The 22,413-nt window shown below is 60.6% G+C and carries 17 protein-coding genes; 5 read left to right on the top strand and 12 right to left on the bottom strand.

Translation table 11 applies throughout. The features are described 5' to 3' along the window. The 3 genes from ATHL_RS15040 to hutU form a co-directional block, all read right to left on the bottom strand. The coding region (locus tag ATHL_RS15040; protein WP_201797992.1) for a hypothetical protein at nucleotides 1–461 on the bottom strand (461 nt) is incomplete at its 3' end. Then, nucleotides 458–853: a hypothetical protein gene (locus ATHL_RS15045; RefSeq protein WP_062195566.1), complete on the bottom strand. Its 396-nt coding sequence runs from the start codon at nucleotides 851–853 to the stop codon at nucleotides 458–460. The genes ATHL_RS15045 and ATHL_RS15040, both read right to left, overlap by 4 nt. A gap of 1 nt (nucleotide 854) precedes the next feature. After that, entirely contained in the window at nucleotides 855–2,513 is a 1,659-nt protein-coding gene (gene hutU, locus ATHL_RS15050) for a urocanate hydratase (protein WP_062195568.1), read from the bottom strand. A gap of 109 nt (nucleotides 2,514–2,622) precedes the next feature. On the opposite strand from hutU, the gene ATHL_RS15055 reads away from it, so the two are divergent. Further along, nucleotides 2,623–5,037 carry an endonuclease MutS2 gene (locus tag ATHL_RS15055; RefSeq protein WP_062195569.1) on the top strand — a complete coding sequence of 805 codons (2,415 nt, stop codon included), beginning with the start codon at nucleotides 2,623–2,625 and terminating at the stop codon, nucleotides 5,035–5,037. 197 nt (nucleotides 5,038–5,234) lie between these two features. Here ATHL_RS15055 and ATHL_RS15060 read toward each other — a convergent pair whose 3' ends face one another. From ATHL_RS15060 to ATHL_RS15100, 9 genes are all read right to left on the bottom strand, one after another. After that, nucleotides 5,235–8,741, bottom strand: a complete 3,507-nt coding sequence (locus tag ATHL_RS15060) for an ATP-binding protein (RefSeq protein ID WP_062195571.1) — start codon at nucleotides 8,739–8,741, stop codon at nucleotides 5,235–5,237. A 2-nt stretch (nucleotides 8,742–8,743) separates the two neighbouring features. Further along, the gene (gene recN / locus ATHL_RS15065; RefSeq protein WP_062195572.1) at nucleotides 8,744–10,483 is read right to left on the bottom strand and encodes a DNA repair protein RecN; all 1,740 of its coding nucleotides are present in this window, start codon (nucleotides 10,481–10,483) and stop codon (nucleotides 8,744–8,746) included. 7 nt (nucleotides 10,484–10,490) lie between these two features. Next, a complete protein-coding gene (locus tag ATHL_RS19180; RefSeq protein ID WP_062195574.1) occupies nucleotides 10,491–11,033 on the bottom strand; it encodes a B-box zinc finger protein in 543 nt (180 codons plus the stop codon). Beyond that, entirely contained in the window at nucleotides 11,033–11,905 is an 873-nt protein-coding gene (locus ATHL_RS15075; RefSeq protein WP_062195576.1) for an NAD(+)/NADH kinase, read from the bottom strand. The genes ATHL_RS19180 and ATHL_RS15075 overlap by 1 nt, the downstream gene beginning before the upstream one ends. A 129-nt stretch (nucleotides 11,906–12,034) precedes the next feature. Then, entirely contained in the window at nucleotides 12,035–13,060 is a 1,026-nt protein-coding gene (locus ATHL_RS15080; RefSeq protein ID WP_062195578.1) for an ABC transporter ATP-binding protein, read from the bottom strand. Beyond that, the gene (locus ATHL_RS15085) at nucleotides 13,057–14,073 is read right to left on the bottom strand and encodes an ABC transporter ATP-binding protein (RefSeq protein ID WP_201797993.1); all 1,017 of its coding nucleotides are present in this window, start codon (nucleotides 14,071–14,073) and stop codon (nucleotides 13,057–13,059) included. The genes ATHL_RS15080 and ATHL_RS15085 overlap by 4 nt, the downstream gene beginning before the upstream one ends. Nucleotides 14,074–14,075: 2 nt before the next feature. After that, nucleotides 14,076–15,332, bottom strand: a complete 1,257-nt coding sequence (locus ATHL_RS15090; RefSeq protein WP_062195579.1) for an ABC transporter permease subunit — start codon at nucleotides 15,330–15,332, stop codon at nucleotides 14,076–14,078. 23 nt (nucleotides 15,333–15,355) lie between these two features. Beyond that, nucleotides 15,356–16,378 (bottom strand): ABC transporter permease, encoded by a 1,023-nt coding sequence (locus ATHL_RS15095; protein ID WP_062195581.1) that lies wholly within the window; start codon nucleotides 16,376–16,378, stop codon nucleotides 15,356–15,358. Between the two features lie 146 nt (nucleotides 16,379–16,524). Beyond that, the gene (locus tag ATHL_RS15100) at nucleotides 16,525–18,231 is read right to left on the bottom strand and encodes an ABC transporter substrate-binding protein (RefSeq protein ID WP_062195583.1); all 1,707 of its coding nucleotides are present in this window, start codon (nucleotides 18,229–18,231) and stop codon (nucleotides 16,525–16,527) included. Between the two features lie 498 nt (nucleotides 18,232–18,729). On the opposite strand from ATHL_RS15100, the gene ATHL_RS15105 reads away from it, so the two are divergent. The 4 genes from ATHL_RS15105 to ATHL_RS15120 are packed head-to-tail and all read left to right on the top strand — an operon-like array spanning nucleotide 18,730 to nucleotide 22,410. After that, nucleotides 18,730–19,761 (top strand): Gfo/Idh/MocA family oxidoreductase, encoded by a 1,032-nt coding sequence (locus ATHL_RS15105; protein WP_062195585.1) that lies wholly within the window; start codon nucleotides 18,730–18,732, stop codon nucleotides 19,759–19,761. Next, a complete protein-coding gene (locus ATHL_RS15110) occupies nucleotides 19,758–20,831 on the top strand; it encodes a zinc-dependent dehydrogenase (protein ID WP_062195586.1) in 1,074 nt (357 codons plus the stop codon). Before ATHL_RS15105 ends, ATHL_RS15110 begins: the two co-directional genes overlap by 4 nt. Then, nucleotides 20,828–21,442 (top strand): glucose-6-phosphate isomerase family protein, encoded by a 615-nt coding sequence (locus tag ATHL_RS15115; protein WP_084001549.1) that lies wholly within the window; start codon nucleotides 20,828–20,830, stop codon nucleotides 21,440–21,442. The genes ATHL_RS15110 and ATHL_RS15115 overlap by 4 nt, the downstream gene beginning before the upstream one ends. After that, nucleotides 21,442–22,410, top strand: coding sequence for a phosphoglycerate dehydrogenase (locus tag ATHL_RS15120; RefSeq protein WP_062195588.1), 969 nt, complete (start codon nucleotides 21,442–21,444; stop codon nucleotides 22,408–22,410). Before ATHL_RS15115 ends, ATHL_RS15120 begins: the two co-directional genes overlap by 1 nt. Nucleotides 22,411–22,413: the final 3 nt, after the last annotated feature.

Raw genomic sequence — 22,413 nt, forward strand, 5'->3', positions numbered from 1 at the left:
GTGGGGGTCTGCACTGCCGCTTCAGCCAGGCGCGTCGCCTCGGCGGGGGGTAATTCCGTCGCGGGGTTGGGCGGCAGGGTTGGCTGGTCGCCGCTGGCCGGGGTAGAAACCGCCACCTGCTCCACCCCACTCAACGCCGCGGCCAGTGCGGCCAGAGCGCGCGCCTCATCCGGTGAACCGCCCTCCCCCAGCACCCGTTGAGCCTGGGCCGCCAGCGCCTGGCGGGGGTCGGCATCCTGCAGCAGGTTTAACCGCTCGCGAGCGCGCGGCAGGTTGCCATCTGCCTGATAGGCCAGAGCCACCCACTGACGAAACTCATTTTTATAACGCTCCGCCAGGGCCGCCGGTTCGGCATCCACATAACGAACCGGGCTCAACACCAGCGAAACCAACAGCCCCAACACCAGCCCCAACACCAATCCCGTAAGCAGGTACCAGTGCCCGCGCCGCTCCTCGTTCATGGCGTGCCCTCCGGGATGATCATCGTCTCCTGCAGGGCAGGGGTTTGCTCTCCGCCTGTAGCCTGAACAGCCCGCGCCAGGTTCGAGAGCGCTTCCAGGTCTGGCGGGGGATAGTCCAGCTCGCGTGCGGTCAACAACGCTTCGGCCACCAGCAAAGCCGGGGGACGATCAGGTGCGAGGATCGAGAGCCGCCGCAGCGCCTGTGGCAGGCGGCCATCTGCCTGGTAAATCTCAGCCACCATCAACACTGCATCGGCGCGAAAATCGGCGCGCAAACTGGCAGGTTCAAGGTCACGGTACGGCGGCGGGCTGAACACCCAGCCGTAAGCCAGCCCGGCCCCCACTCCGATGGCAATACTCAAAAAGAAAAGGATCACTCTCCCGGCGCGCATCTCACTCCAGCATGGGGATCTTCACCCCGTGTTTCCGCGCGGCGGCAATCGCCTCGGGGTATCCAGCATCGGCATGACGAACAATACCCATCCCGGGGTCACTGGTGAGCACCCGTTCCAGCCGCCGTGCGGCCTCAGGAGTGCCGTCGGCCACAATCACCATCCCCGCATGTTGACTGAAGCCAATTCCCACCCCTCCGCCGTGATGAAATGAAACCCACGTCGCCCCGTTAGCCGTATTGATCAGCGCATTGAGAATTGGCCAATCGCTCACCGCATCTGAGCCATCGCGCATTCCCTCCGTCTCGCGGTTGGGTGAAGCCACCGAGCCGGCATTGAGGTGATCACGCCCGATGACGATTGGCGCCTTCAGGATACCCTGAGCCACCATCTCGTTGAACTTCAACCCGGCGCGGGCACGTTCGCCGTACCCAAGCCAGCAAATTCGGCTGGGCAGCCCCTGGAAGGGCACCTTCTCACGCGCCATTCGCAGCCAGCGCTGCAAATGCTCATCCTGAGGGAACAGCGCCATCACCGCCTCATCGGTGCGGTAAATATCCTCCGGGTCACCCGAAAGCGCCACCCAGCGGAAAGGCCCCTTGCCCTCACAGAAAAGCGGGCGGATATACGCCGGCACAAACCCCGGGAAGGTAAACGCATCCTTCACCCCCTGGTCGAAAGCCCGCTGGCGCAGATTATTGCCATAATCAAACACCTCACTGCCACGGCGTTGGAATTCGAGCATGGCCTCCACATGGCGTGCCATCGAATGCAGTGAACGCTTTTCGTATTCTCCGGGGTCATGACGGCGCAGTACCTCCGCCTCTTCCACACTCATCCCGGCCGGTACATAACTGAGTACATCATGCGCGGGCGTCTGGTCGGTAACCACGTCGGGCACCACGCCGCGTAGCACCAGTTCGGGGTAGACCTCGGCGGCATTACCAATCAGCCCAATCGAACGCGGGCGTTGCTGTTCTATGGCCTCCTCCACCAGCGTCATTGCTTCTTCCAGAGTATCCACCACCACATCCACATAACCGATCTCATGGCGGCGACGCGCCCGGGCAGGGTCAACCTCCACAATCAGCCCAACTCCTTCGTTCATGGTGATGGCCAGCGGCTGGGCACCGCCCATACCTCCCAGGCCCGCCGTGAGCACAAAGCGTCCACGTAGCGACCCCCAGCCGCGTTTCCGCGCCAGCGCACCGAGCGTCTCATACGTCCCCTGTAAAATGCCCTGCGTGCCGATATAAATCCATGAGCCAGCCGTCATCTGCCCGTACATCATCAGCCCTTTACGCGCCAGCTCATCGAAGTGTTCCTGCGTGGCCCAATGCGGCACCAGGTTACTGTTAGCGATCAGCACCCGCGGCGCATCCGGGTGGCTGCGGAACACTGCCACCGGCTTTCCAGATTGAACAAGCAACGTCTCGTCGTCTTCCAGCTCGCGCAGGCAACGCAGAATGGCGTCGAAAGCCTCCCACGAACGAGCCGCCTGACCGCGCCCCCCATACACCACCAGGTCTTCGGGCTTTTCGGCCACTTCGGGGTCGAGGTTGTTCTGAATCATGCGGTAGGCGGCTTCGGTCAGCCACGATTTACACGAAAGCTGCGTGCCGCGAGGAGCGCGCACCACACGAGGACCCGATGTACCCATAACCAGCCACCTCCTCCGGAGAAATACTGCTGCCTTCCTTCCTACAAATTATAACCCGAAGCCTCCACAGCCTCACCGGAATCGCACTTCATGGTACACTTGACCCGCAATGGACGAGAAGACCACCGTCACCCTGGAATTTCCTAAAGTGCTTGAGCGGCTGGCCGGATACGCTTCCTTCAGCGCCTCAGCTGAGCTTGCGCGCAACCTTCATCCGGTGAAAACCCTGGAAGAAGCCCTGCGCCTGCAAAAAACCACCAGCGAAGCCCGTTTACTGCTCAGCCTCAACCCCGACCTCACCGTAGGCGGAGCCACCGATATCCGCCCGCTGGCCGAGCGCGCCGCCCGCCACGGCGTGCTGGAGCCCTCAGAACTGCTCGCCATCAAAGACACGCTCATCAGCGCGCGCACCCTGACACGCATCTTTGAGCGCGCCGCCGCCCAGTATCCTCACCTGGCCGAAATCGCCGCTGGTTTTCCTCCGCCTCCCGGCGTTATCGACGCCATCTCCCGCGCCATTTCTGAGCGGGGAGAAATCCTCGACCAGGCCTCCGAAAAACTCGCCCGCATCCGTCACGATGTGCGTATCGCCTACGAACGCCTCATGGCACGCCTGCAAAAGATGGTCACCGACCCTAAAATCGCCCCCATGTTGCAGGAAGCCCTGGTCACCCAGCGCAACGGCAGGTACGTCATCCCGCTCCGTTCCGAATTCAAAAGCCAGGTGCGTTCCATCGTACACGATCAATCCTCCTCAGGCGCCACTCTTTTTGTGGAACCCCTCGCGATCGTGGATTTGAACAACGAATGGCACGAGCTCCAGCTGGCTGAGCGCGATGAAGAACGGCGTATCCTGGCCGAATTGACCGACCTCGTCGGCGCAAATATCGAAATTATCCGGCGCCTGGTTGATGCCCTGGCCCGCTTCGACTTCGCCCTGGCCTGTGCCAGATACGCCGAAGACCTGCGCGCCAGCGAACCCCTCCTGGTGGCTTACCGCCCCACCACGCGCGAGCACCCCGGCAGTACCATTCAACTCATCCAGGCCCGCCACCCCCTGCTCGACCCGGCCAGTGTGGTGCCCATCGATCTCGAACTGGATGAGCAGACTTTTTGTGTGGTCATCACCGGACCCAATACCGGCGGGAAGACCGTGACCCTTAAAACCGTGGGCCTCCTGGTGCTCATGGCCCAGTCGGGTCTGCACATCCCGGCACGGTCAGGCTCGGCATTGAGCATCTTCGAGAACGTCTTTGCCGATATCGGTGATGAACAATCCATCGAACAGTCGCTTTCCACCTTTTCCGGGCACATCAAAAACATTGTGCGCATCCTGCGCCGCGCCAACCATCACACCCTGGTGCTCCTCGATGAACTGGGCGCCGGCACCGATCCGCAAGAAGGTGCGGCCCTGGCGCGCGCCATCCTCGCCGACCTGGTGGAGCGGCGCATCCCCAGCCTGGTCGCCACCCACTACCCCGAGCTTAAACTTTACGCCCACAACACCCCCGGCGTGATCAACGCCAGCATGGAGTTCGACCTGCACACCCTGCGCCCCACCTACCGACTCACCCTGGGGCTACCGGGGCGCTCCAATGCGCTGGCCATCGCCGCCCGGCTGGGGCTGGACCCCAAAATCATCGAAGACGCCCGCAAAGAGATCAGCCCGGAAGAACTGCGCGCCGAAAACCTGCTCAACGAGATCCACCGCCAGCGCGAACTGGCCCGCAGGGCGCGCGAAAAAGCCGAGCGCGAACAGCGCGAAAGCGAAAAACTCAGGGCCGAACTGGCCGCACGTCTGGAAAAGATCGAAGACGAGCGGAGAACACTCCTTGAAAAAGTGCGAGCCCAGGCCGAAGAAGAAACCGAAGCCCTGCGGCGCGAGGTAGAAGAAGTGCGCCGCCAGCTCCTGCGTGCCCGCCAGCCCCTGGAAGCCCTCAGGCCCCTTCAGGAACGCGCCGAATCCCTGCTGAACCAGGTGCAGGAACCGGTCGTGCGGCAGCCCGTGCCCGAAAGCCCCGAAAGGCGCGCCCTCCAGCCCGGCGATAAAGTACGCGTGCGTTCCATCCAGATGGATGGGGTGGTTACCGCCATCGGAGAAGGCGATGTAGAAGTCCAGGTGGGCAATTTGCGTGTGCGTGCCCGCCCCACCGACCTGCTTCGCAAAGGGGAGCTGGAGCCCACCCCCACCGAAGAACCCCGGCCAGCGCAGGCAAAAGGGAAGACCACCCTCGCCAGTGCGGCCTTACGCCCCACTACCCCCTTCTACGCCTCTCCAGGAATGGAAATTGATCTGCGGGGACAGCGCGCCGAAGATGCCCTCGAAGCCCTCGATCGCTACCTCGAGTCAGCCTACTTGGCTGGGCTTCCCTTTGTGCGCATCATCCACGGCAAAGGCACCGGAAGACTCCGCCAGGTGATCCGCGAAGCTCTCAGCGCTTCTCCCCATGTAAAGCACTGGGAAAACGGCCTGGAGAAAGAAGGCGGAGATGGCGTTACCGTAGCTCATCTGGCGGTTGACTGAACCGGCCCGGAAAACGCTGGATCTTAACCTAAAAAGCCGAGCGCAAAAGGATTCCCCCCTCCTTCGCGCTCGGCTTTCTGCACAAGTCCCCTGATTGCTTGTGCCCCATCATCGGTTGTCGTACTGTCCTCATTGTACCGATGGGGCGTTGACAAAACATTGCCAGAAACCCCTCCCTGATCGTGGGGCAGAAGCAGCTACCCTCCAAGAATATCTGCTTTACGCTTTTGAAAGAGCTCCGCCAGAGCCGGAGAGCAGGCCCGTTCCTCAAGCCGGGCAACCAGGCTTTGCAACCGGGTTGAAAAGGACGTGGAATCAACCCCCAGATTCTGACTGGCCAGAATCACCAGCCGCAGAGCAGTAGCCTCAACCAGCGGGCTTGTTCCGCCGGGAATCTGGCTCAGCAAAGCCAGCGCCTTCTGGCGGGCATCATCGGCCTGCCCGTTTGACAGGGCTATCTCCGAGAGGAGCCAATAAGCCAGCTGGTAGTACCAAACCAGTTCCCGCTCGGTGGCCCGGGCTGCCACCTGAGACGCCAGCCCACGCGCCTCCTCCCCCTGGCCGAGAAGGTACAAACCCCGCGCGCGAGAGAGCAGTCCCGCCAGGTAGAATGCCCCCAGATCATGTTCTCGGGAAAACGCCACCGCCTGATCGATGAACGACAGCCCTTCTTCCACCCGCCCTCTTTGCACCAGCAGCAAACCGAGCCGATGCATGGCGTCTGCAGAAACATACGTGAGCACACCTTCGATACTTTCTCGATACCGCCCCTCAGCCCGTTCGAGATCACCCAGCCAGTGCAGAATCATTCCCTGAATCATGCACGCCTGTGAGCGCACCCGCCCAAATGCCAGCCCCTCCACCAGGTCACCCGCTTCAACCGCATGTTGCCAGGCATCATCCAGGTGCCCCAGCGCCATCTCTGCCTGAGCCAGAAACGTAAAAATCGTTCCCTGCAGACGTGGATTGCTCGTAGCCCTGGCCATATCCAGCGCCGTCAGGCCATACTGAAGCGCCTCTCTAAAACGCCCACGGAAAAACTCCACCGCCACCAGGCTGGTCAGAGCGCGCAGACTGCCCAGCCGGTTAAAAGTCAGGCGGCTTTCCTCGTAAGCCCGGCTGGCATGCTCGAACCCCCTCGCCGGCAGGCCGAGGAGCTGGTAAATCAGCGCCAGCCGATAGCGAATGTTATGACACCATTCTATCTGCCTGGCGTCTCTGGAATCCTCCAGCAAACGCAGAGCATATTCAAGTTCCCGGGCAGCCTCGTGGTATTGATGCCTGAGTACCAGGAACACTCCCCGCTCATAATAATACCGCCCCCAGTCAGACGGATCCGGGTTGATCGATAGGTAAGGGAATACCGCTTCCAGGTCACGCAGGCCTTCATCGGCATCCTCACAGAGGTCCGCGGCAACCGCCAGCCCCAGCCATCCACGGCGGATCAAGGCCACATTCTCACGCGCCTGCCCCTGAGAAAGCAAAGCCTCGGCCGCAAAACGCACTTCAGAAGACTGAGCCATGTCAAAACCGTACTCGATCCAGGCAGTATAGAGCTCCATCACCTGCGCGTCCGGGATTTGCCCCCCGAGCGCATCCAGCAGATGAGCCGCCCGTTGGAAAGCCGCCCTTGCCTCCGGTGCTGAAGACAACCGCCGGGCGTAACGGGCAGCCTCCAGCCAGTAACCGAAAGCCAGTGCGCCTTCACCGGCTTCCTCATAATGGCTGGCCAGGGTTGCCGCCAGCCCCGAATCCATCACCGGGAACATCTTCTTGAGCGCCTCGGCAACGCGCAGATGAACCAGCCTGCGGCGGGCCGGGCTCATCTCTTGCAGAAGCACCTCACGGATACGCTCCTGAACGAACTCATATTGAATCAGGGTTTCGCTCGACTGCACCACAATCAGGTACAGGCGTTCCAGTTCTTCCAGTGCGGCCAGTACTTCTTCCGCGGCGAGGCTGCAGGCGCGTTCCAGCACGTCCACTCTGAAGCTCGTTCCAATGGCCGCCGCCACACTCAACACATACTCCGCCCGGGGAGAAAGCCCCTGCAAACGCTGACGAACCAGCGCCTGCCAGCTCCCCGATACAGGCAGAGAAGTCAGCCTGGCGGGGTCTTGCAACAGAAACGGAAATGCCAGTAATCCGCGCAGGCTTTCGAGCAGGAAAAGAGGGTTGCCACCACAGGCCTCCTTCAGACGCTCAACTGTCTCAGGCGGAAGCTCCCTGCCGCAGACAAAGGCCGCAAGCTGAGCCACTGCCGTCGTCGAAAGCGGCAGGAGGCGCACTTCATCCATGGCCTCACCCTCCGAGCATTGAGACGCAAATCGAAAAAGGGCCGGGGTAGATTCCGCAACCCGGGCAGTGACCACCAGTACCCCGCGCTGCTTGAAAAACCCGTGATCTTTCAGGTAAAGCAATGCCGTCAGGCTGGTCTCATCGCTCCAGTGAGCGTTTTCCAGCAGGAAGAAAAGCCGCCGCCCCCGGCTGAAGAGAAGCAACGCCTGGTGAAGCGCCTCAAAAATCAGGGAGGGGGCAAAGGACGGCGCAACCTCCTGAGGCGAGATTTCACGGAACATCACCTTCAGTTCGGGCAACAACAGGCTGAGCACGCTCAACCAGGTTTTGGGCAATTCGCGCCACTCTTCGGCAGCCACCTGAGAACGGAGCATTTCAATGAAAGGTTGAAAAGGCAATCCGCCTTCCAAGCGACGGGCTGTCGCAACCATCAAACGGGGCGATGGAGTGATGGAATGATAAAGCTCCCGCACCAGGCGTGTCTTACCGCTCCCGGCTTCCCCCCAGACGAAGAGCACCCCTCCCCTGCGCCAGCCAGCCTGAAGCAGGCGCAGTTCGGCCTCCCGTCCGAAGAGGGGAATCTGCGGCAGGCGCTCAGAAGACCACACCGCCGCATTTCGCTCACGCGGCGAAAGCAACGCCTGTCGAAAGCGCCGATCGGCCCTTTCCAGCACCTCGGGCGTTTCATCCAGCCCTTCCTGCTGATACAGAGCACGCACCTTTTTCAGGTAACTTAATCCTCCGGTGAAATCCCCCAGTCTCTCATACACCTGCACCATCCGCTCATGGACAGCGTCATTGAGCGCATCGATGATTGTAGCCGTCTCCAGCCAGTGCCGCGCCTTCTCCAGGTTTCCCAGCGCCAGGTCATGATCGGCCAGCCGCTCCAGCAACACTCCGTAGCGGTGCTCCAGCTCCATGCCGAGGCGACGATGCCACTCCTCTAACAAGACTGAACCCGGCAGGCGGGCCCCGGCGAGGAAGGTCGGCGCCCGCCAGAGGTTGACGGCTTCTTCGATCTTCTGGTAAACAGGTGCAGGTAAGGGGTTGGCAGCCGGGAGCTGGGCCAGCGGCAGAGAGACTTCCTCTGCCTGCCTTTGAAACAGGCGAACATCCACAAAGAGCCCTTCTGATTTCAACCAGACCTGCTCGCTTGAGGTTTCAAGCAGATCCCCATCCAGCGCCTGGCGGAGCCGTGTGAGGGTTTCTCTCAGGCGCTTGCGGGCCAGCTCCTCAGACGAATCAGGCCAGAAGAGGCCAATCAGCTCATCCCTTGAAACTGCTCTATCCTGGCTGGCCAGAACATAAAGCAAAGCACGCACTTCACGGCGGGGAATCTCTACCCTGGTTTCGCCCCTGAATACTACCGGTGGGCCTAACAGAAGGATGCGCACCGGTTCGTTCATGATCAGCGGTCCTGCAACTGGCGAGCACGAGCCTGAGCCCAGGTGAGGGTTTCACGGGCAGCGTTGAGGTTTGCCTCGCCCGGGCCGCCGAGCATCAGCGCCAGTTCCTCCAGGCGTTCCGCACCCTCCAGGGGCTTTACCTGGGTCAGCGTGCGCCCCCCCTTCACCAGCTTGCGCACGCTGAAGTGCTGGTCTCCAAAGGCGGCCAGCTGCGGCAGATGCGTCACACACAGCACGGCATGGCGCCTGCCAAGCATCCACAACTTTTCACCTACCACGCCGCCCACCCGGCCGCCAATTCCCTGGTCAATTTCATCGAAGATGAGCGTGGGGATAAAATCGGCCCGGGCAAGCACATTTTTCAAAGCCAGCATCAGGCGCGAAGTTTCGCCGCCTGAGGCAATCTTTACCAGCGGCTTGAGCCCCTCTCCCGGGTTAGGTGCAATGAGAAATTCCACCCGGTCACAACCGGTAGCATCGAAAGCCACCCGCTCTCCTCCCGGCCAGGGCAGACCTTCGGGGAGAGGTTCGGTACGGAAGTCCACCGAGAACCGTGCTCCGGCCATGCTCAGCTCGGCCAGTTCCCGCTCCACACCCTCTTCCAGGCGGTGGGCGGCCTCCTTGCGCTTTTCAGAAAGAGCCAGCGCCGCCCGGCCAAGCTCTTCCAGCAGGCGGGCTTCTTTTTCCTCCAGTTCGGCAATACGCTCGGTGGCGTGGGCGATTGTCTCCAGCTCTTCGCGGGCCTTTTGAGCAAAAGCCAGCACCGCCTCGATCGAGCCGCCATACTTCCGCTGGAGCTTGATCAGCAAATCGAGGCGTTCTTCCACCTGAGCCAGCCGCCGTGGGTTAAATTCGATCTGATCGAGGTACGAGCGTAATTCGTGCGCCAGGTCGCCAGCCAGCTCGGCAATGGTGTCGGCCTGTTCGGTGAGCGATTGCTGGCTTGGATCGATTCGGCTGATCCCGCTGACCAGTTGAAGCACCTGCCCGGCCAGATCGGTCAGTGCGGGAGCATCGGGCGTGCCTTCGTCAAGCAGAGCGAGAGCCTGCTGTGCGCTGGACGCCAGGTGCTCGGCATTGGCCAGGCGATCGCGCTCCTGGCGCAGGGCGGTTTCTTCGTCGGGTTTGAGGTGAGCCGCTTCAATTTCCTGCAGCTGATAGGTTAACAGGTCGGTGCGGCGTTCGGCATCCTGCTCGGCCAGGCGAAGGCGATGCAACTCACGGCGAACACCCTGCAATTGCCCGTAGATCGATTGATACACCTCCAGCTCAGGCTGGCAGGCGGCGAAGCGATCGAGCAGGTGGATATGCTGGCGTACATTCAACAACGAGAGGTGTTCTGACTGGCCGTGAATATCTACCAGGTGCGCCCCCAGCTCTCGCACCAGAGCAAGGTTGGCCGCCCGTCCGTTGATGCGCGCCACACTGCGGCCTTCACGCCTGATCTCCCGGCTCAGGGTGAGCTGATCAAGCTCATCGAGCAACCCTTCACGCTCCAGAAGTTCCTGAACGTCGGCCTGAGTCTCAGGGGTGAGGTGAAAGCTGGCCTCCACCAGGGCGCGCTCAGCCCCTGCGCGGATCATCGTGACATCCGCTTTACCACCGATCACCGCGGCGATCGCATCCAGAATGATAGACTTGCCCGCCCCCGTTTCACCGGTAAAGGTGATCAACCCGGGCCGGAAATGCAATTCCAGACGGTCAATGATGGCAAAGTTTTCGATGCGCAGTTCAGTCAACATAATCTCGTCAACGGATTTGAATGCCACTCAGCCGGTAGAACGTGGTGCTGGTCACCAGAAAGGCATACAACCCCATCCACAGAAGCCCCCAGAGGCCACCCAGCCCGCCGCCGCCACTTAACGCCGCAATCACACCGATCAAATGAAACCCCAGCAGGGGCAATGCTCCAACGGCGGCGCCAACCGCCGCCAGTCTGTAGAGCGCCTGGGAACGGCGCTTCCCAACCGCCCAGCGCACCGCCTCAGAGATGAACACCCCGACAATCGGCGCGATGAAGATGGTAAAGAAGCCCAGCGCCCCGGCAATGAAGCTCCCGCCCAGCGAAAGGCCCATGGCCAGGAACAAAGCCACCGGGTAATCGTGCCACAGGGCCGTCTCGAAGGCCTTCTGCTGTCCACGGACACATTCCTTACAGCGATAACCGGTAGGGGTCAGCACAGCACATTCCGCGCAAATGGGGCGCTCACAGCGCGCACAGCGCAGCATGGTTTCACGGTCGGGGTGACGGTAACAAAAAAGCGGAGCGGAGTCAGAGGGGGGAATGCTCATCAGCGGCTACCTGCAGAGGGGTTTTGTTCCATATAGGCGGTAATGTTCCGATAAAAATAACCAGCTTCTTTGAAGCGCACAAAACGCACCGAAAGCTCACTGGCTTCCACGCGCACTTCATCACCATTGAGCAGAGGGATGGGCGTTTGCCCGTCCACACTCATCACGGCTTCATGGTCAGTATAGGTAATAAAGGCCACCTGAGCGCCCTCCGAAAGGATGATGGCGCGATCCATGGTGAGGTGTGGCGCCACCGGGATAATGAGGATGTTGCGCAATTCAGGCGGCATGATCGGCCCACCGGCGGCCAGCGCATACGCCGTGGAGCCCGTGGCTGTGGCCGCGATCACCCCATCGGCCACGTAATGGGTAAGGGTGTAGCCATCGATGCAGGCCTTCACCCTGATCGGCCTGACGAATTGCCCACGGCACACCACCACATCGTTGATCACCTGCCAGTGCCCAAGGCTCTTCTCGTTGCGAAAATGCTCCGCGCGCAGCATCATCCGTTCTTCGATGCGGTACTGCCCATCAAGCAGGCGTGTGAGGCCCGCCTGCCACTCCCCCCGCTGGATTTCGGTCAGGAAGCCGAACCGCCCCAGGTTGATCCCCAGTAGAGGAATCCCCAGAGGGGCGCAAAGATGCCCGGCACGCAGCATGGTGCCATCGCCACCCAGGGCAATCATCAGGTCAAATTCGCCCGCTTCCACACGCTCCAGGAGCGGCCGATCGAGGAAGCTCCCCGCCGCCACCTGGCGTACACCCTGCCCTTTGAGGAAGGACGCGATCTCATGCGCCTGCTCGGGGCCTTCGGGCGTACCAGGATAGGCCAGAATGACAATTCGTTCCAGGGGGACTGCCTGTGTTTGCATGATGGAGTTAATTATACAGGCGAAGCGCCTTCAGCGGGAACATTCACCCGGAACCCCCGGAGAAAACAGGGCCGGATGAGCATATCCGGCCCCGCCATATAGCCCGCCCGCTGATGGACAGGGTACGGTTCATCCCATGAATTGCTCGGCAAAGTGACAGGCCACCCAGTGCCCCGGGCGTAACTCGCGCTGCTCTGGCTCCACTGTCGAACATTCAGCCCGCGCGTAGGGGCAACGCGGATGAAAGCGGCAGCCCGAAGGGGGATGGATGGGGTTGGGAATTTCCCCTTCAGGCATGGGCATCGTGCGGCGCTCGTGCGGGTTGGGCACCGGTACAGCGGCCATCAACGCCTGGGTGTAGGGGTGCAACGGATGCGCATACACCTCTCGCAGTTCGCCCACCTCAACCAGCTTGCCCAGGTAGAGGATGCCAATACGGTCGCAAATGTATTTGGCCGTCGCCAGGTCGTGAGTGATGAACAGATAGGTAAGATTGTATTCGCGCTTCAGCTGAACCATCAAATCCAGCAACAGAGCACGCACCGAAACATCCGCCATGGCGATCGGCTCATCGGCCAGCACCAGCTCTGGATGGGTTACCAGCGCACGCGCGATGACCACCCGCTGACGCTGCCCGCCAGAAATTTGGTGAGGAAATTTATTGAAAAAGAACTGGGGGGGTGTCAGGCCAACCCGCTCCATCACTTTCATGGCCGTCTCACGATGCGAATCGGCGGACTCGGGGAAGTGAATCTTGAGGCCCGCCATCACCGCTTCGCCCAGCGACATGCGCGGGTTGAGCGAGGCCATCGGGTCCTGAAAGATCACCTGCATTCGTGCGCGCAAACGGCGCAGTGATTCGGCATCCAGTGAAGCCAGGTCAATGCCGTCAAATAAAACCTGCCCCGCGGTGGGCTTCTCCAGGCCGATCACCAGCCTGCCGATGGTTGACTTTCCGCTACCGCTCTCACCGGCCAGCCCAAAGGCTTCGCCCCGCCGGATGGTAAAGCTCACCCCATCCACCGCCCGGACGTAATCAACCCGCCCGGCCAGGAACTGGTCGAGAAAACTTTTCTGCACGGGGAAATACTTCTTCAGTTGATGAACCTCAACCAGATTCTCGGTTTTTTTGGGAGTAGAAAGGACCTCGCTCATTCGGTCACCTCAAGGGTTGGCGATTCTTTTTCGGGGTGATCCTGATACAACCAGCATTGCACCCAGTGGCCGGGGGCAACCTCGCGCAATTGAGGTTGAGACTGCGAGCAAAGACCCATCCGGTCGGGGCAGCGGGGATGAAAACGGCAACCCGAAGGCGGGTGAGTGAGGTTGGGCGGTTCACCCGCCATTTTATAAAGCTCTTCCTGATCATCCAGCTTGATGCTCGGCACCGAACGAAGCAGTCCGCGGGTGTAGGGGTGCAGGGGATGATCGAAAATCTGGTAAACCGAGCCCATTTCCACCAGATGACCGGCGTACATCACCGCCACCCGATCTGCAATTTCGGCCACCAGCGCAATATTATGGGTGATCACCAGGATCGATACCCCGTACTGGTCGCGGATCTCGCGCAACTGGTCAACCAGCTTGGCCTCCACGATCACATCCAGCGAGGTGGTGGCTTCATCGGCAATGATCAGGTTGGCATTGAGCACCAGCCCCAGCCCGATCATCACCCGCTGGCGCATCCCGCCGGAGAGCTGATGCGGATAATCGTGGATGCGCCGCTTTTGAATGCCCAGCCTTTCGATGAGGGTGGCCACCCGTTCGAGCACGTTCGCGCGATCCACTTTCTGCTCATGGACTTCCACCGCTTCCACCAGATGATCTTCCACCCGCTGCACCGGGTTGAGCGAAGTCATCGGATCCTGAAAAATCATGCTGGCCTTGCGCCCGCGAAAATCACGCAGGCGGCGTTCATCGAATGTGAGAATATCTTCCCCTTCGAAGAGAATCTGACCGCCGGTAATTTCAGCCGGGGGTGCGATCATCCGCAGGAGCGCCTTACCCAGCGTGCTCTTCCCGCATCCACTTTCACCCACCAGCCCCAGAATTTCGCCGCGGCGGATATCGAAGGAAACATGATCCACCGCGCTCACCGGCCCAAGGCGGGTGTGATAGGTCACTGAAAGGTCACGGATTCGAACGAGGATTTCATCACGATCGTTCATGGCTATAACTCCGCCAGGCGGGGGTTGAGGATTTCAGAAAGGCTCTCTCCCAGCATTGAGAAGGCCAGCGTCACCAGGGTGACCATCAACCCGGGGAAAGTGATCAACCACCAGGCGCGCTGGAGATAATCTTTGCCCCGCGAGAGATCGATCCCCCAGTCGGGGGTGTCGGGGGGCAGGCCCAGCCCCAAAAAGCTCAGACCGGCTTCGGTGAGAATGGCATCGGCAACATTGACCGAGAAAATAATCACGACCGATGGGATGACGTTGGGGAAAATATACCGCCAGAGAATATCCCACGGGCGTGTGCCCAGGCTGCGCGCCGCTTCCACATACAATTCCTGCTTCACCGAAAGCGTCTGCCCGCGCACCACCCTGAAGTAGGTGGGAATGTAAAGCACAGCAATGGAAATGATGATGTTGCCAATCCCCGGTCCCAGCACCGCCGCAATGGAGATGGCCAGAATCAGGCCGGGGAAGGAATAAAGACTGTCCATGAGCAGGGTCAGCAAACGATCAATGGGGCCACTGATGAACCCGCTGACCAGCCCCAGCGGCACACCGATCACAAAGGCAATCACTGCCGAACTGAGCCCCACGATCAGGGCAATGCGTGTGCCCCAGATGATGCGCGAAAGGATATCCTGACCGATCTGGTTGGTGCCCAGCACGAAGCCGCGTGTGCGCGCTTCATTGAGACCGCCTTCCAGCACAGTGACGTTGGCATATTTACCTGCCACTGCTTCAAGTTCAGCCGGGGTGGCCACGAAAGCATCCAGCTTACCGGCATCCAGATCGGCCAGGCCTTCTTCCAGGGTGTTGTACCGGCGCGGGCGCGGTTGATAACGAATGCCCTCGCGCTGTGCCTCTTCGGACTTATTCAACCGGTCAACCGCCTCACGCAGAGCCTGGCTGGCCGCACTGCCCACCACAAAGCCGATGCTGTTCGACGAACGCCCGATATCTTTGAGCGATTCCACCCCGCTGCCCTTCTGCACAGCCAGCACAAAGTCGGCGGGCACTTCTCCAGGAGCCAGCAGGGAAGGCCCCACCTCGGCGCGCGGGTCGTAAGGGGCAAACGCCTGGGGAAACAGCCCCACAATAATCACAAAGAGCAGCAAAATGGCGCTGATCAGCACAAACCACCAGTCGCCGCCGTACCATTTGCGCGCCAGTAAAAGACGGCGGACAAACCCCGCCTGATCGATATCGATCTGCCACTGGGGCACCATCTGAGGTGACTTTTCATCTTGTTGCATGGTGAATCCTCACTTTCAGGTACCTAGTAGCGGATGCGGGGGTCAATGAATGCATACAACACATCCATCACCAGGGTAATCAGCCCCACAAACAGCGCGAAAACGCCAATGGTGGCCTGTACGGCGGTGTAATCGCGCAGCTGGATGCGTTCCACCAGGTAACGCCCCATTCCCGGCCAGGAGAAGGTAGTCTCAGTGAGCACCGCCCCCGCCAGAAGGATGGCAAATTCCAGGCCAATGAGGGTCATGATCGGGATGAAGGTATTGCGCAGGGCATGCCGGTACACCAGCCGCGGCTCTGGCAGGCCGCGCGCGCGTCCCGCAGTGATGAAATCGGATTGCAGCATCTCGATCATATTGATGCGCGTCAGCCGGATGTATACGCCCGTCAGCGCAAGCCCGAGTGTGACCGAAGGCATCACCAGGTGCGCCAGCGCCGAACCCAGCGCGGGCCAGTTGCCGGTAAGGATCGAATCGATCACGTAAAAATTGGTGATCGGCTTAAACGAAGTCAACAGAAGCGTGTTCATCCGCCCGGCCAGCGGAAGGATGGGAAGCCGAACGGAAAAAATAATCTGGAAAATTAACCCCATAAAAAAGATGGGGATGGAATAAATCACGATACTGAACAATCGAATGGCAAAATCGATGGGCTTCTTACGGTTTTTGGCCGCAAATGCCCCCAGCAGGATGCCAAACGTGGCCGTAAACAACATGGATGGAATGGTCAATTCCAGCGTGGCTGGCAGCCGCTCCCCCAGCTCATCCTTGATCGGCCGTTCTCCCTGAGTCAGAGCGGTGCCAAAATCCAGCCGGATCATTTTCCAGAGGAAGTCAAAATACTGCTGATACAGGGGGCGGTTCAATCCCAGCCGTTCGCGCAGTTCATTTGCCTGTGCCTCGCTGATTTTGGGGCCAAGCTGGGATCGAATGGGGTCTCCCGGCAAAACGCGCATGATGATGAACACCATGGTTATCAGGATCAAGACCATGGGGATAGTTAACAGAATGCGGGTGATCAAAAAATTACGCAGAGAAGCGGACATGCAAACGCTCCAGAGAAGATAAGCCGTTGTCTTCAGGCCACCGGAAAAATGGCTGTGGGGGCAAGGTCGCCCTCGCCCCCACAGGGATCAGGCTCATCCGGAAATCGCCTCCCCGACTCGCCAGGTCGGAGGTTTACAGGCCCGGATTACTGGCCGCCACCCACCATGTAGGTATGGTTGAAGACCAGGTAGCGCAGCGCCGGGGCATTGATGGTGGTCACCGTCAGGCCCTGAACGCTCTGAAGGCGCACTGCTTCCACGGGGCCAACCGTGCGCCAGGCAATATCGATGGTGCCGTTCTCCACCGCATTCGCCATGGTGGTCGGGTCAGCAAAGTATTTGATGATGACCGTCTTGATCTTCGGCTTGTCCGCACCGGTGTAGTAGGGGTTAGCTTCCAGCACCATCTGTTCGCCGACCTTATGCGAGACCATGCGGTAAGGGCCGATGCCGTTGAGGGTTTCGGGGAACTGCACGATCTTATCATCGGGGAAGTCAGGCGGAACGGGGTTGAAGGGGGCAGTTGCCGCCAGCGCCGGGAAGAAGGCGAACGGAGCTTTGAGCTCATAAACCACAGTCAGGTCATCGGGAGCGGTGACGTTGGCCACATACCCGGTAATCAGACCCTTCACCTGGCCGTCAAGCTTGTTCAGGCGTTCCCAGGCGCGGAGGTAGTCTTTCGAAGTCACGGGCGTACCATCGGCGAACTTGAGATCACTGCGCAGTTTGAAGGTGTACGTCTTGCCGTCTTCGCTGATGGTGGGGGGTTCCGCAGCCGCACCGGGCACCAGATCAGCCGTGCCGGGCACGTAGCTCATCAGGGTAATGCCGGTGTTCTTGATGATCTCCCAGTCATGCGTGGCGTAAGCATCGGCGGCGTCCAGGCTGTTGACCTCATCGGTGGAGCCGATGATGATCGTGTCGGTGCTGCCGGAAGCCGGTTTGGCATCGGGGCCAAAGCTGAGAATGTTATAGTTGAATTCGAAGGGCGCGCCAATCTTGATGCCCTCTACACCGGGGCGATTGATGATGAACTCGGGCTCCCAGAAGAGCGGGATGGTGGGAACTTCCTCGGCGTACAGCTCACCGATTTGCTTGTAGAGCTCAGCGCGCTTGTCGTGGTCGGTGGTAGAAGCCGCCTCAAGCAGCAGCTTGTCCATTTCGGGGTTGCAGTAGTTAACGCCGTTCCCCGGAGACTGTTCGCAGGAAGCGAAGGGGCTCAACCAGGTTTCGGGGTCAACAAAATCTGGGAACCAGCCCAGGATGAAGACGGGCAGTTTCCCGGCCACGAAGCTGTCAACGTACTCGGCCCAGTTCTGGCTCTTGAGGTTCACCTTCATCAGGCCGGTCTCTTCAAGCTGTTCCTTGATGATCTGCATCACATCGGCGGTGGTGGTGCCGTAATGCTCCGGTGGGTACCACAGGTCGAAGGTAAAAGGCTTATCCGGCGTATAACCGAGATCGGTCAGCAGTTTCTTGGAAAGCTCCAGATCGCGCTGGCCGTATTTATCGAGGAAAGGTTCGGTGGCGAAGGGATAATCCGCCGGGACCATGTGATAAGCGGGGGTGTTGCGGCCCTCGAAGACGCGGTCCACAATGACCTCACGGTCAATGGCCGCGGCGATGGCCTGCTTCAGCTCTTTGTTCCACAACGGCTTGGGAGCTTCAGTAGCGGCCTCGGTGGGGGTTGCCTCGGCTACCGTGGCGGTAGGTTGCGGGGCAGTGGTTGCCGTTGGCTCCACCGGCGCCTGCGGCGCCTGAGTGGTGGCCTGCTGAGCAGGCTGGCAGGCGGTCAACGCGAACGCCAGCACCAACAGCGATGCAAAAACAGCATACACAAACCTGGATTTCATACGAACACTCCTCCTTTTGACGATCCTTGCAGGGATTTAGGATGGACAGAGACTCCCCTGTGAAGCCAGAGACAGCGCTCCAAAACAGAAGGCTGTCCTCCGGGGTCGGTTGGCGAATCCGCCCCCCAATGCCTCACGATGGGTTTGATTATACAACGCCTAGCCTATTTGTCAATTGTTCCAAAATACTGTTCCATACCGGCGCGAGAGTCACCCCCTTGCTCTCTTTGCCCCCCGGAAAAAGAAGAGGGGATAACAGGCCACAAGGATGCCATGGGTTGCCAGACGACCATGAGAAGCCCTCAACCCACCCCGGGCAGAAGCAAAGTTTCTTGTGTCGAAAAGACGGCAGAAAAAGGGACTTTTTCTAAAACCCGAATGGATATTTAATAGAACAGGGTTTTCCTCTTGAAGGTTTTCCTCAAACACTTTATAATGATGTAATAACAGGATTACACTAAAACAACGTTCATTCCCATACCCACGAGGTTCTATGCCATGAAGCTGATCCGAATCTGTCTGGTGGGGGCCGGGCGAGCCGCAAAAGTCCATGCCGCTTCCCTCACCCGCCACCTCCCTGCTGGAAGGCTGGTGGCCATTGTGGACCCCCACGCCGAAACCCTGCAGGCCACCGCAGATGAGTTTGGGGTCGAACAGCGCTTTGCCACCCTCGAAGAAGCTCTCGACCACATCGAACTGGATGCCGTGGTGATCACCACACCCACCTTCACCCACGCTGCGCTGGCCGTCACCGCTGCCCGCGCCGGTAAGCACATCTTCCTCGAAAAGCCCATGGCTCTCACCCTGGAAGAATGCGACGCCATTGCCCGGGCCGCCGCGGAGAACCATGTTTTCCTTCAGCTGGGGTTCATGCGCCGCTTCGACCCCGATTTCTCTGCCGCCTTCGAACGCATCCAGGCGGGAGAAATCGGCCAGCCGCTGATGGTCAAATCGCTCACGCACGGGCCGGGGCTGCCGCCTCCCTGGGCGCGCGATCTGAAGACCTCCAACGGCAACCTCGCCGAGGTCAACAGCCACGACTGGGACTGCATCCGCTGGCTGATGGGCTCTAACCCCCGGCGGGTGTACGCCGAAGTGGCAAACCTTAAAGGCTCTGCGCGGGGGGTGACCACCGAGCATTTTTACGATCACGCTCTGGTAACCGTGCGCTTTGAAAACGGCACTCTGGGGAACATTTCCAGTATTTGCCCGTGCGACTACGGCTACGACGCCCGGGTGGAAATCATCGGCGAGAAGGGCATCATGCAAATCGGTGAATTGAAAGGGCAGGCGGTGGTGGTGTGTACCGACCGCGACCACGGCCTGGTGACGCCCATCTTCCGCACCTGGCCGCAGCGTTTTGCATGGGGATACATCCGTGAGATGGAGCACTTCCTGCACGCCATTCAAACCGATACTCCCCCAAAAGTGGGCGCTGAAGACGGGCGCTGGGCAGTAGCCAGCGTGCTGGCGGCCACCCGTTCCTTCCTGGAAGAACGCCCCGTCTTGCTCAGCGAGGTGATGGCATGAGCCAGACCATGCTCGCCGCCGTCTATTACGGCCCGGAAGACCTGCGCGTCGAAGAACGCCCCATCCCCGCAGTTGGGCCGGGCGATGTACTCATCCGCGTCGTCAGCACCGGGATTTGCGGCACCGACCTGCGCATTTACCACGGCGGGCACCGCATGTATGCCCCGGGAGTGGTGCGCATTCCCGGCCATGAAGTGGTCGGAGATGTGGCCGCCCTGGGAGCGGATGTGGAAGGGTTAAAAGAAGGCCAGCGCGTCTTCGTGGCCCCCAACTTCGGCTGCGGCCACTGCCGCCAGTGCATCACCGGTAACAACAATCGCTGTGCCCATTACGGCGCGCCGGGTATCACCCTGGATGGCTCCTTTGCCGAATACATGCTCGTTCCGGCGCCAGCCATCCGTCAGGGTAACCTTATCCCCATTGATCCGGCGGTAGACCCTGCCGGCGCGGCGCTCATTGAGCCTTTCGCATGTGTGCTGCGCGGGCAACAGGCTCTGAACATCGCCCCGGAAGATGTGGTACTCATCATCGGCGCCGGGCCGATCGGCATCATGCACCTCATGGCAGCCCGATTGCAGGGCGCGCGGCGCATTATCCTGAGTGAGATCAACCCCGAGCGCGCCGCACAGGCCGCGTCCTTCGGGGCCGACCGCGTGATCAACCCCGCCAGTGAAGACCTGAACACCGCGATCCTGGAAGAAACCCACGGTGAAGGTGCCGACGTGATCATCGTCGCCGCGCCGGCCCATCGCGCGCAGGAAGCCGCCCCCCGCCTGGCTGCCATCGGCGGACGGATCAGCTTCTTTGGTGGGCTCCCCAAAGATCAGCCCACCATTCAACTCGATGCCAACCTGGTACACTACCGCGAATTGATCGTCACCGGCAGCACGGCTTCCAGCACCTTCGATTGCTGGCGGGCGGCTTCCATTGTGGCAGCAGGTCGGGTAGACCTGAGCCGCCTGGTCAGTGCGCGTTTTCCCCTGCGTCAGGCGGTGGAAGGCCTGCGGGTAGCCGAGTCTGGCAGGGCACTGAAAGTCATCCTTGAACCCCAGAGAGGAACCCCGCAATGACCCAGCCCGCCTCATCGCTGCTCGCCCATGTGCCCTTCACCCTGGAGATTCTCCAGGGGGCCGAAATAACCCTCAGCCGCTTCGATCATCACATTGTGCGCCGCCTCTCTTCAATGAAAGGCCAGTTTCTGGACGTCTCCGCCTACCAGGAAATGCTCGCCCGGGAAGACGTGATTCTCTACGAAGTGCTGGAAGTGGAACGCCCCGAACACCCCGGCGAATTTCGCTTCGGGTTGTCCATTGTCCACCCCGGCAAGGTCGGTGCAGAATACTGGATGACCAAGGGGCACTTCCACGCCATCCGCGACACTGCCGAACTGTACTACTGCCTGCGCGGCGAAGGGATGATGGTGATGGAAACTCCCGAAGGGGAGTGGAGTGTGGAAGAACTGCGCCCGGGCAGGCTGCTCTACGTGCCCCCGCGCTGGGCACATCGCTCGGTCAACACCGGCCATCATGAAGACCTGGTCACCTACTTTGCCTACCCCGCCCATGCCGGCCACGATTACGCCAGTATTGAAAAACAGGGCTTTCGCAAGTGCATCGTTGAGCAGGAAGGCAGGCCGCAGATCATTGACAACCCCCGCTGGTTATCTCCGGAGGAACGTTGATGCCCAAACCGCTTTATCAATGCCGTGTGCTGGTCACCGCTACTTCGTACGGGGTGCACGACCCGGCCCTGAAAACCACGCTGGAGTCTCAGGTGGGAGAAGTGGTCTACAACCAGAGCGGTAGACCCTTCACCGCCGAAGAGCTGGCGGCTCTGATCCCCGGCTTTGACGCCTGCATTGCCGGCCTCGACCGCTTTGACCGGCAGGTGATCGCCCGCGCCGATCATCTGCGGGTAATCGCCCGGTACGGCACCGGTGTAGATAATATAGACCTCGACGCCGCCCGCGAGAAGGGCATCATCATCACCAATACCCCCGCCGCCAACGCCGATTCGGTCGCCGAACTCACCGTCGGGTTGATCCTGGCGCTGGCGCGCAACATCGTCGTTGCCGACCGTGAGACCCGCGCCGGCCTCTGGCCGCGCCTGCAGGGCATCTCGGTCAACGGGAAAACCGTGGGGTTGATCGGTTTTGGCGCCATCGGTCGGCGTGTGGCCCAAAAACTGAGCGGCCTGGGGTGCCAGATTCTGGCCTTCGATCCCTACACCGACCCGGCCTCTGGCGAGGGGCTGGCGCACTTCACCAGCCGCGAAGAGGTGATCGCCAGCGCCGACTTCCTCTCCCTGCACTGCCCGCTTACCGGGCAAACGCGCGGCATGGTAGACGCAGCCTTCTTGAAATCCATGAAGCGCGGAGCCTTTCTGATTAACACGGCCCGCGGCGAACTGATCGATGAAGCCGCCCTGATTGCCGCCCTGAACGAGGGGCACCTGCGCGGCGCCGCCCTGGACGTGTTCACCCGTCAGCCGCCTGGTGCCGATCACCCTTTGCTGGCCATGCCGCAGGTGATCGTCACCCCGCACATGGGCGCACATTCTGACCACGCCGCCAATGCCATGGGCTGGGGCGCGCTGAACAACTGTCTGGCTGTGCTGCGCGGTGAAGAACCTGAAAACCGTGTGGTGTAAACC

Origin of the sequence: Anaerolinea thermolimosa (assembly GCF_001050195.2) — a bacterium.
GTDB lineage: Bacteria > Chloroflexota > Anaerolineae > Anaerolineales > Anaerolineaceae > Anaerolinea > Anaerolinea thermolimosa.

Coding starts and splice junctions, on each gene's coding strand:
- ATHL_RS15045 (WP_062195566.1), bottom strand. CDS start 853: ATGCGCGCCGGGAGAGTGATCCTTTTCTTTTTGAGTATTGCCATCGGA.
- hutU (WP_062195568.1), bottom strand. CDS start 2,513: ATGGGTACATCGGGTCCTCGTGTGGTGCGCGCTCCTCGCGGCACGCAG.
- ATHL_RS15055 (WP_062195569.1), top strand. CDS start 2,623: ATGGACGAGAAGACCACCGTCACCCTGGAATTTCCTAAAGTGCTTGAG.
- ATHL_RS15060 (WP_062195571.1), bottom strand. CDS start 8,741: ATGAACGAACCGGTGCGCATCCTTCTGTTAGGCCCACCGGTAGTATTC.
- recN (WP_062195572.1), bottom strand. CDS start 10,483: ATGTTGACTGAACTGCGCATCGAAAACTTTGCCATCATTGACCGTCTG.
- ATHL_RS19180 (WP_062195574.1), bottom strand. CDS start 11,033: ATGAGCATTCCCCCCTCTGACTCCGCTCCGCTTTTTTGTTACCGTCAC.
- ATHL_RS15075 (WP_062195576.1), bottom strand. CDS start 11,905: ATGCAAACACAGGCAGTCCCCCTGGAACGAATTGTCATTCTGGCCTAT.
- ATHL_RS15080 (WP_062195578.1), bottom strand. CDS start 13,060: ATGAGCGAGGTCCTTTCTACTCCCAAAAAAACCGAGAATCTGGTTGAG.
- ATHL_RS15085 (WP_201797993.1), bottom strand. CDS start 14,073: ATGAACGATCGTGATGAAATCCTCGTTCGAATCCGTGACCTTTCAGTG.
- ATHL_RS15090 (WP_062195579.1), bottom strand. CDS start 15,332: ATGCAACAAGATGAAAAGTCACCTCAGATGGTGCCCCAGTGGCAGATC.
- ATHL_RS15095 (WP_062195581.1), bottom strand. CDS start 16,378: ATGTCCGCTTCTCTGCGTAATTTTTTGATCACCCGCATTCTGTTAACT.
- ATHL_RS15100 (WP_062195583.1), bottom strand. CDS start 18,231: ATGAAATCCAGGTTTGTGTATGCTGTTTTTGCATCGCTGTTGGTGCTG.
- ATHL_RS15105 (WP_062195585.1), top strand. CDS start 18,730: ATGAAGCTGATCCGAATCTGTCTGGTGGGGGCCGGGCGAGCCGCAAAA.
- ATHL_RS15110 (WP_062195586.1), top strand. CDS start 19,758: ATGAGCCAGACCATGCTCGCCGCCGTCTATTACGGCCCGGAAGACCTG.
- ATHL_RS15115 (WP_084001549.1), top strand. CDS start 20,828: ATGACCCAGCCCGCCTCATCGCTGCTCGCCCATGTGCCCTTCACCCTG.
- ATHL_RS15120 (WP_062195588.1), top strand. CDS start 21,442: ATGCCCAAACCGCTTTATCAATGCCGTGTGCTGGTCACCGCTACTTCG.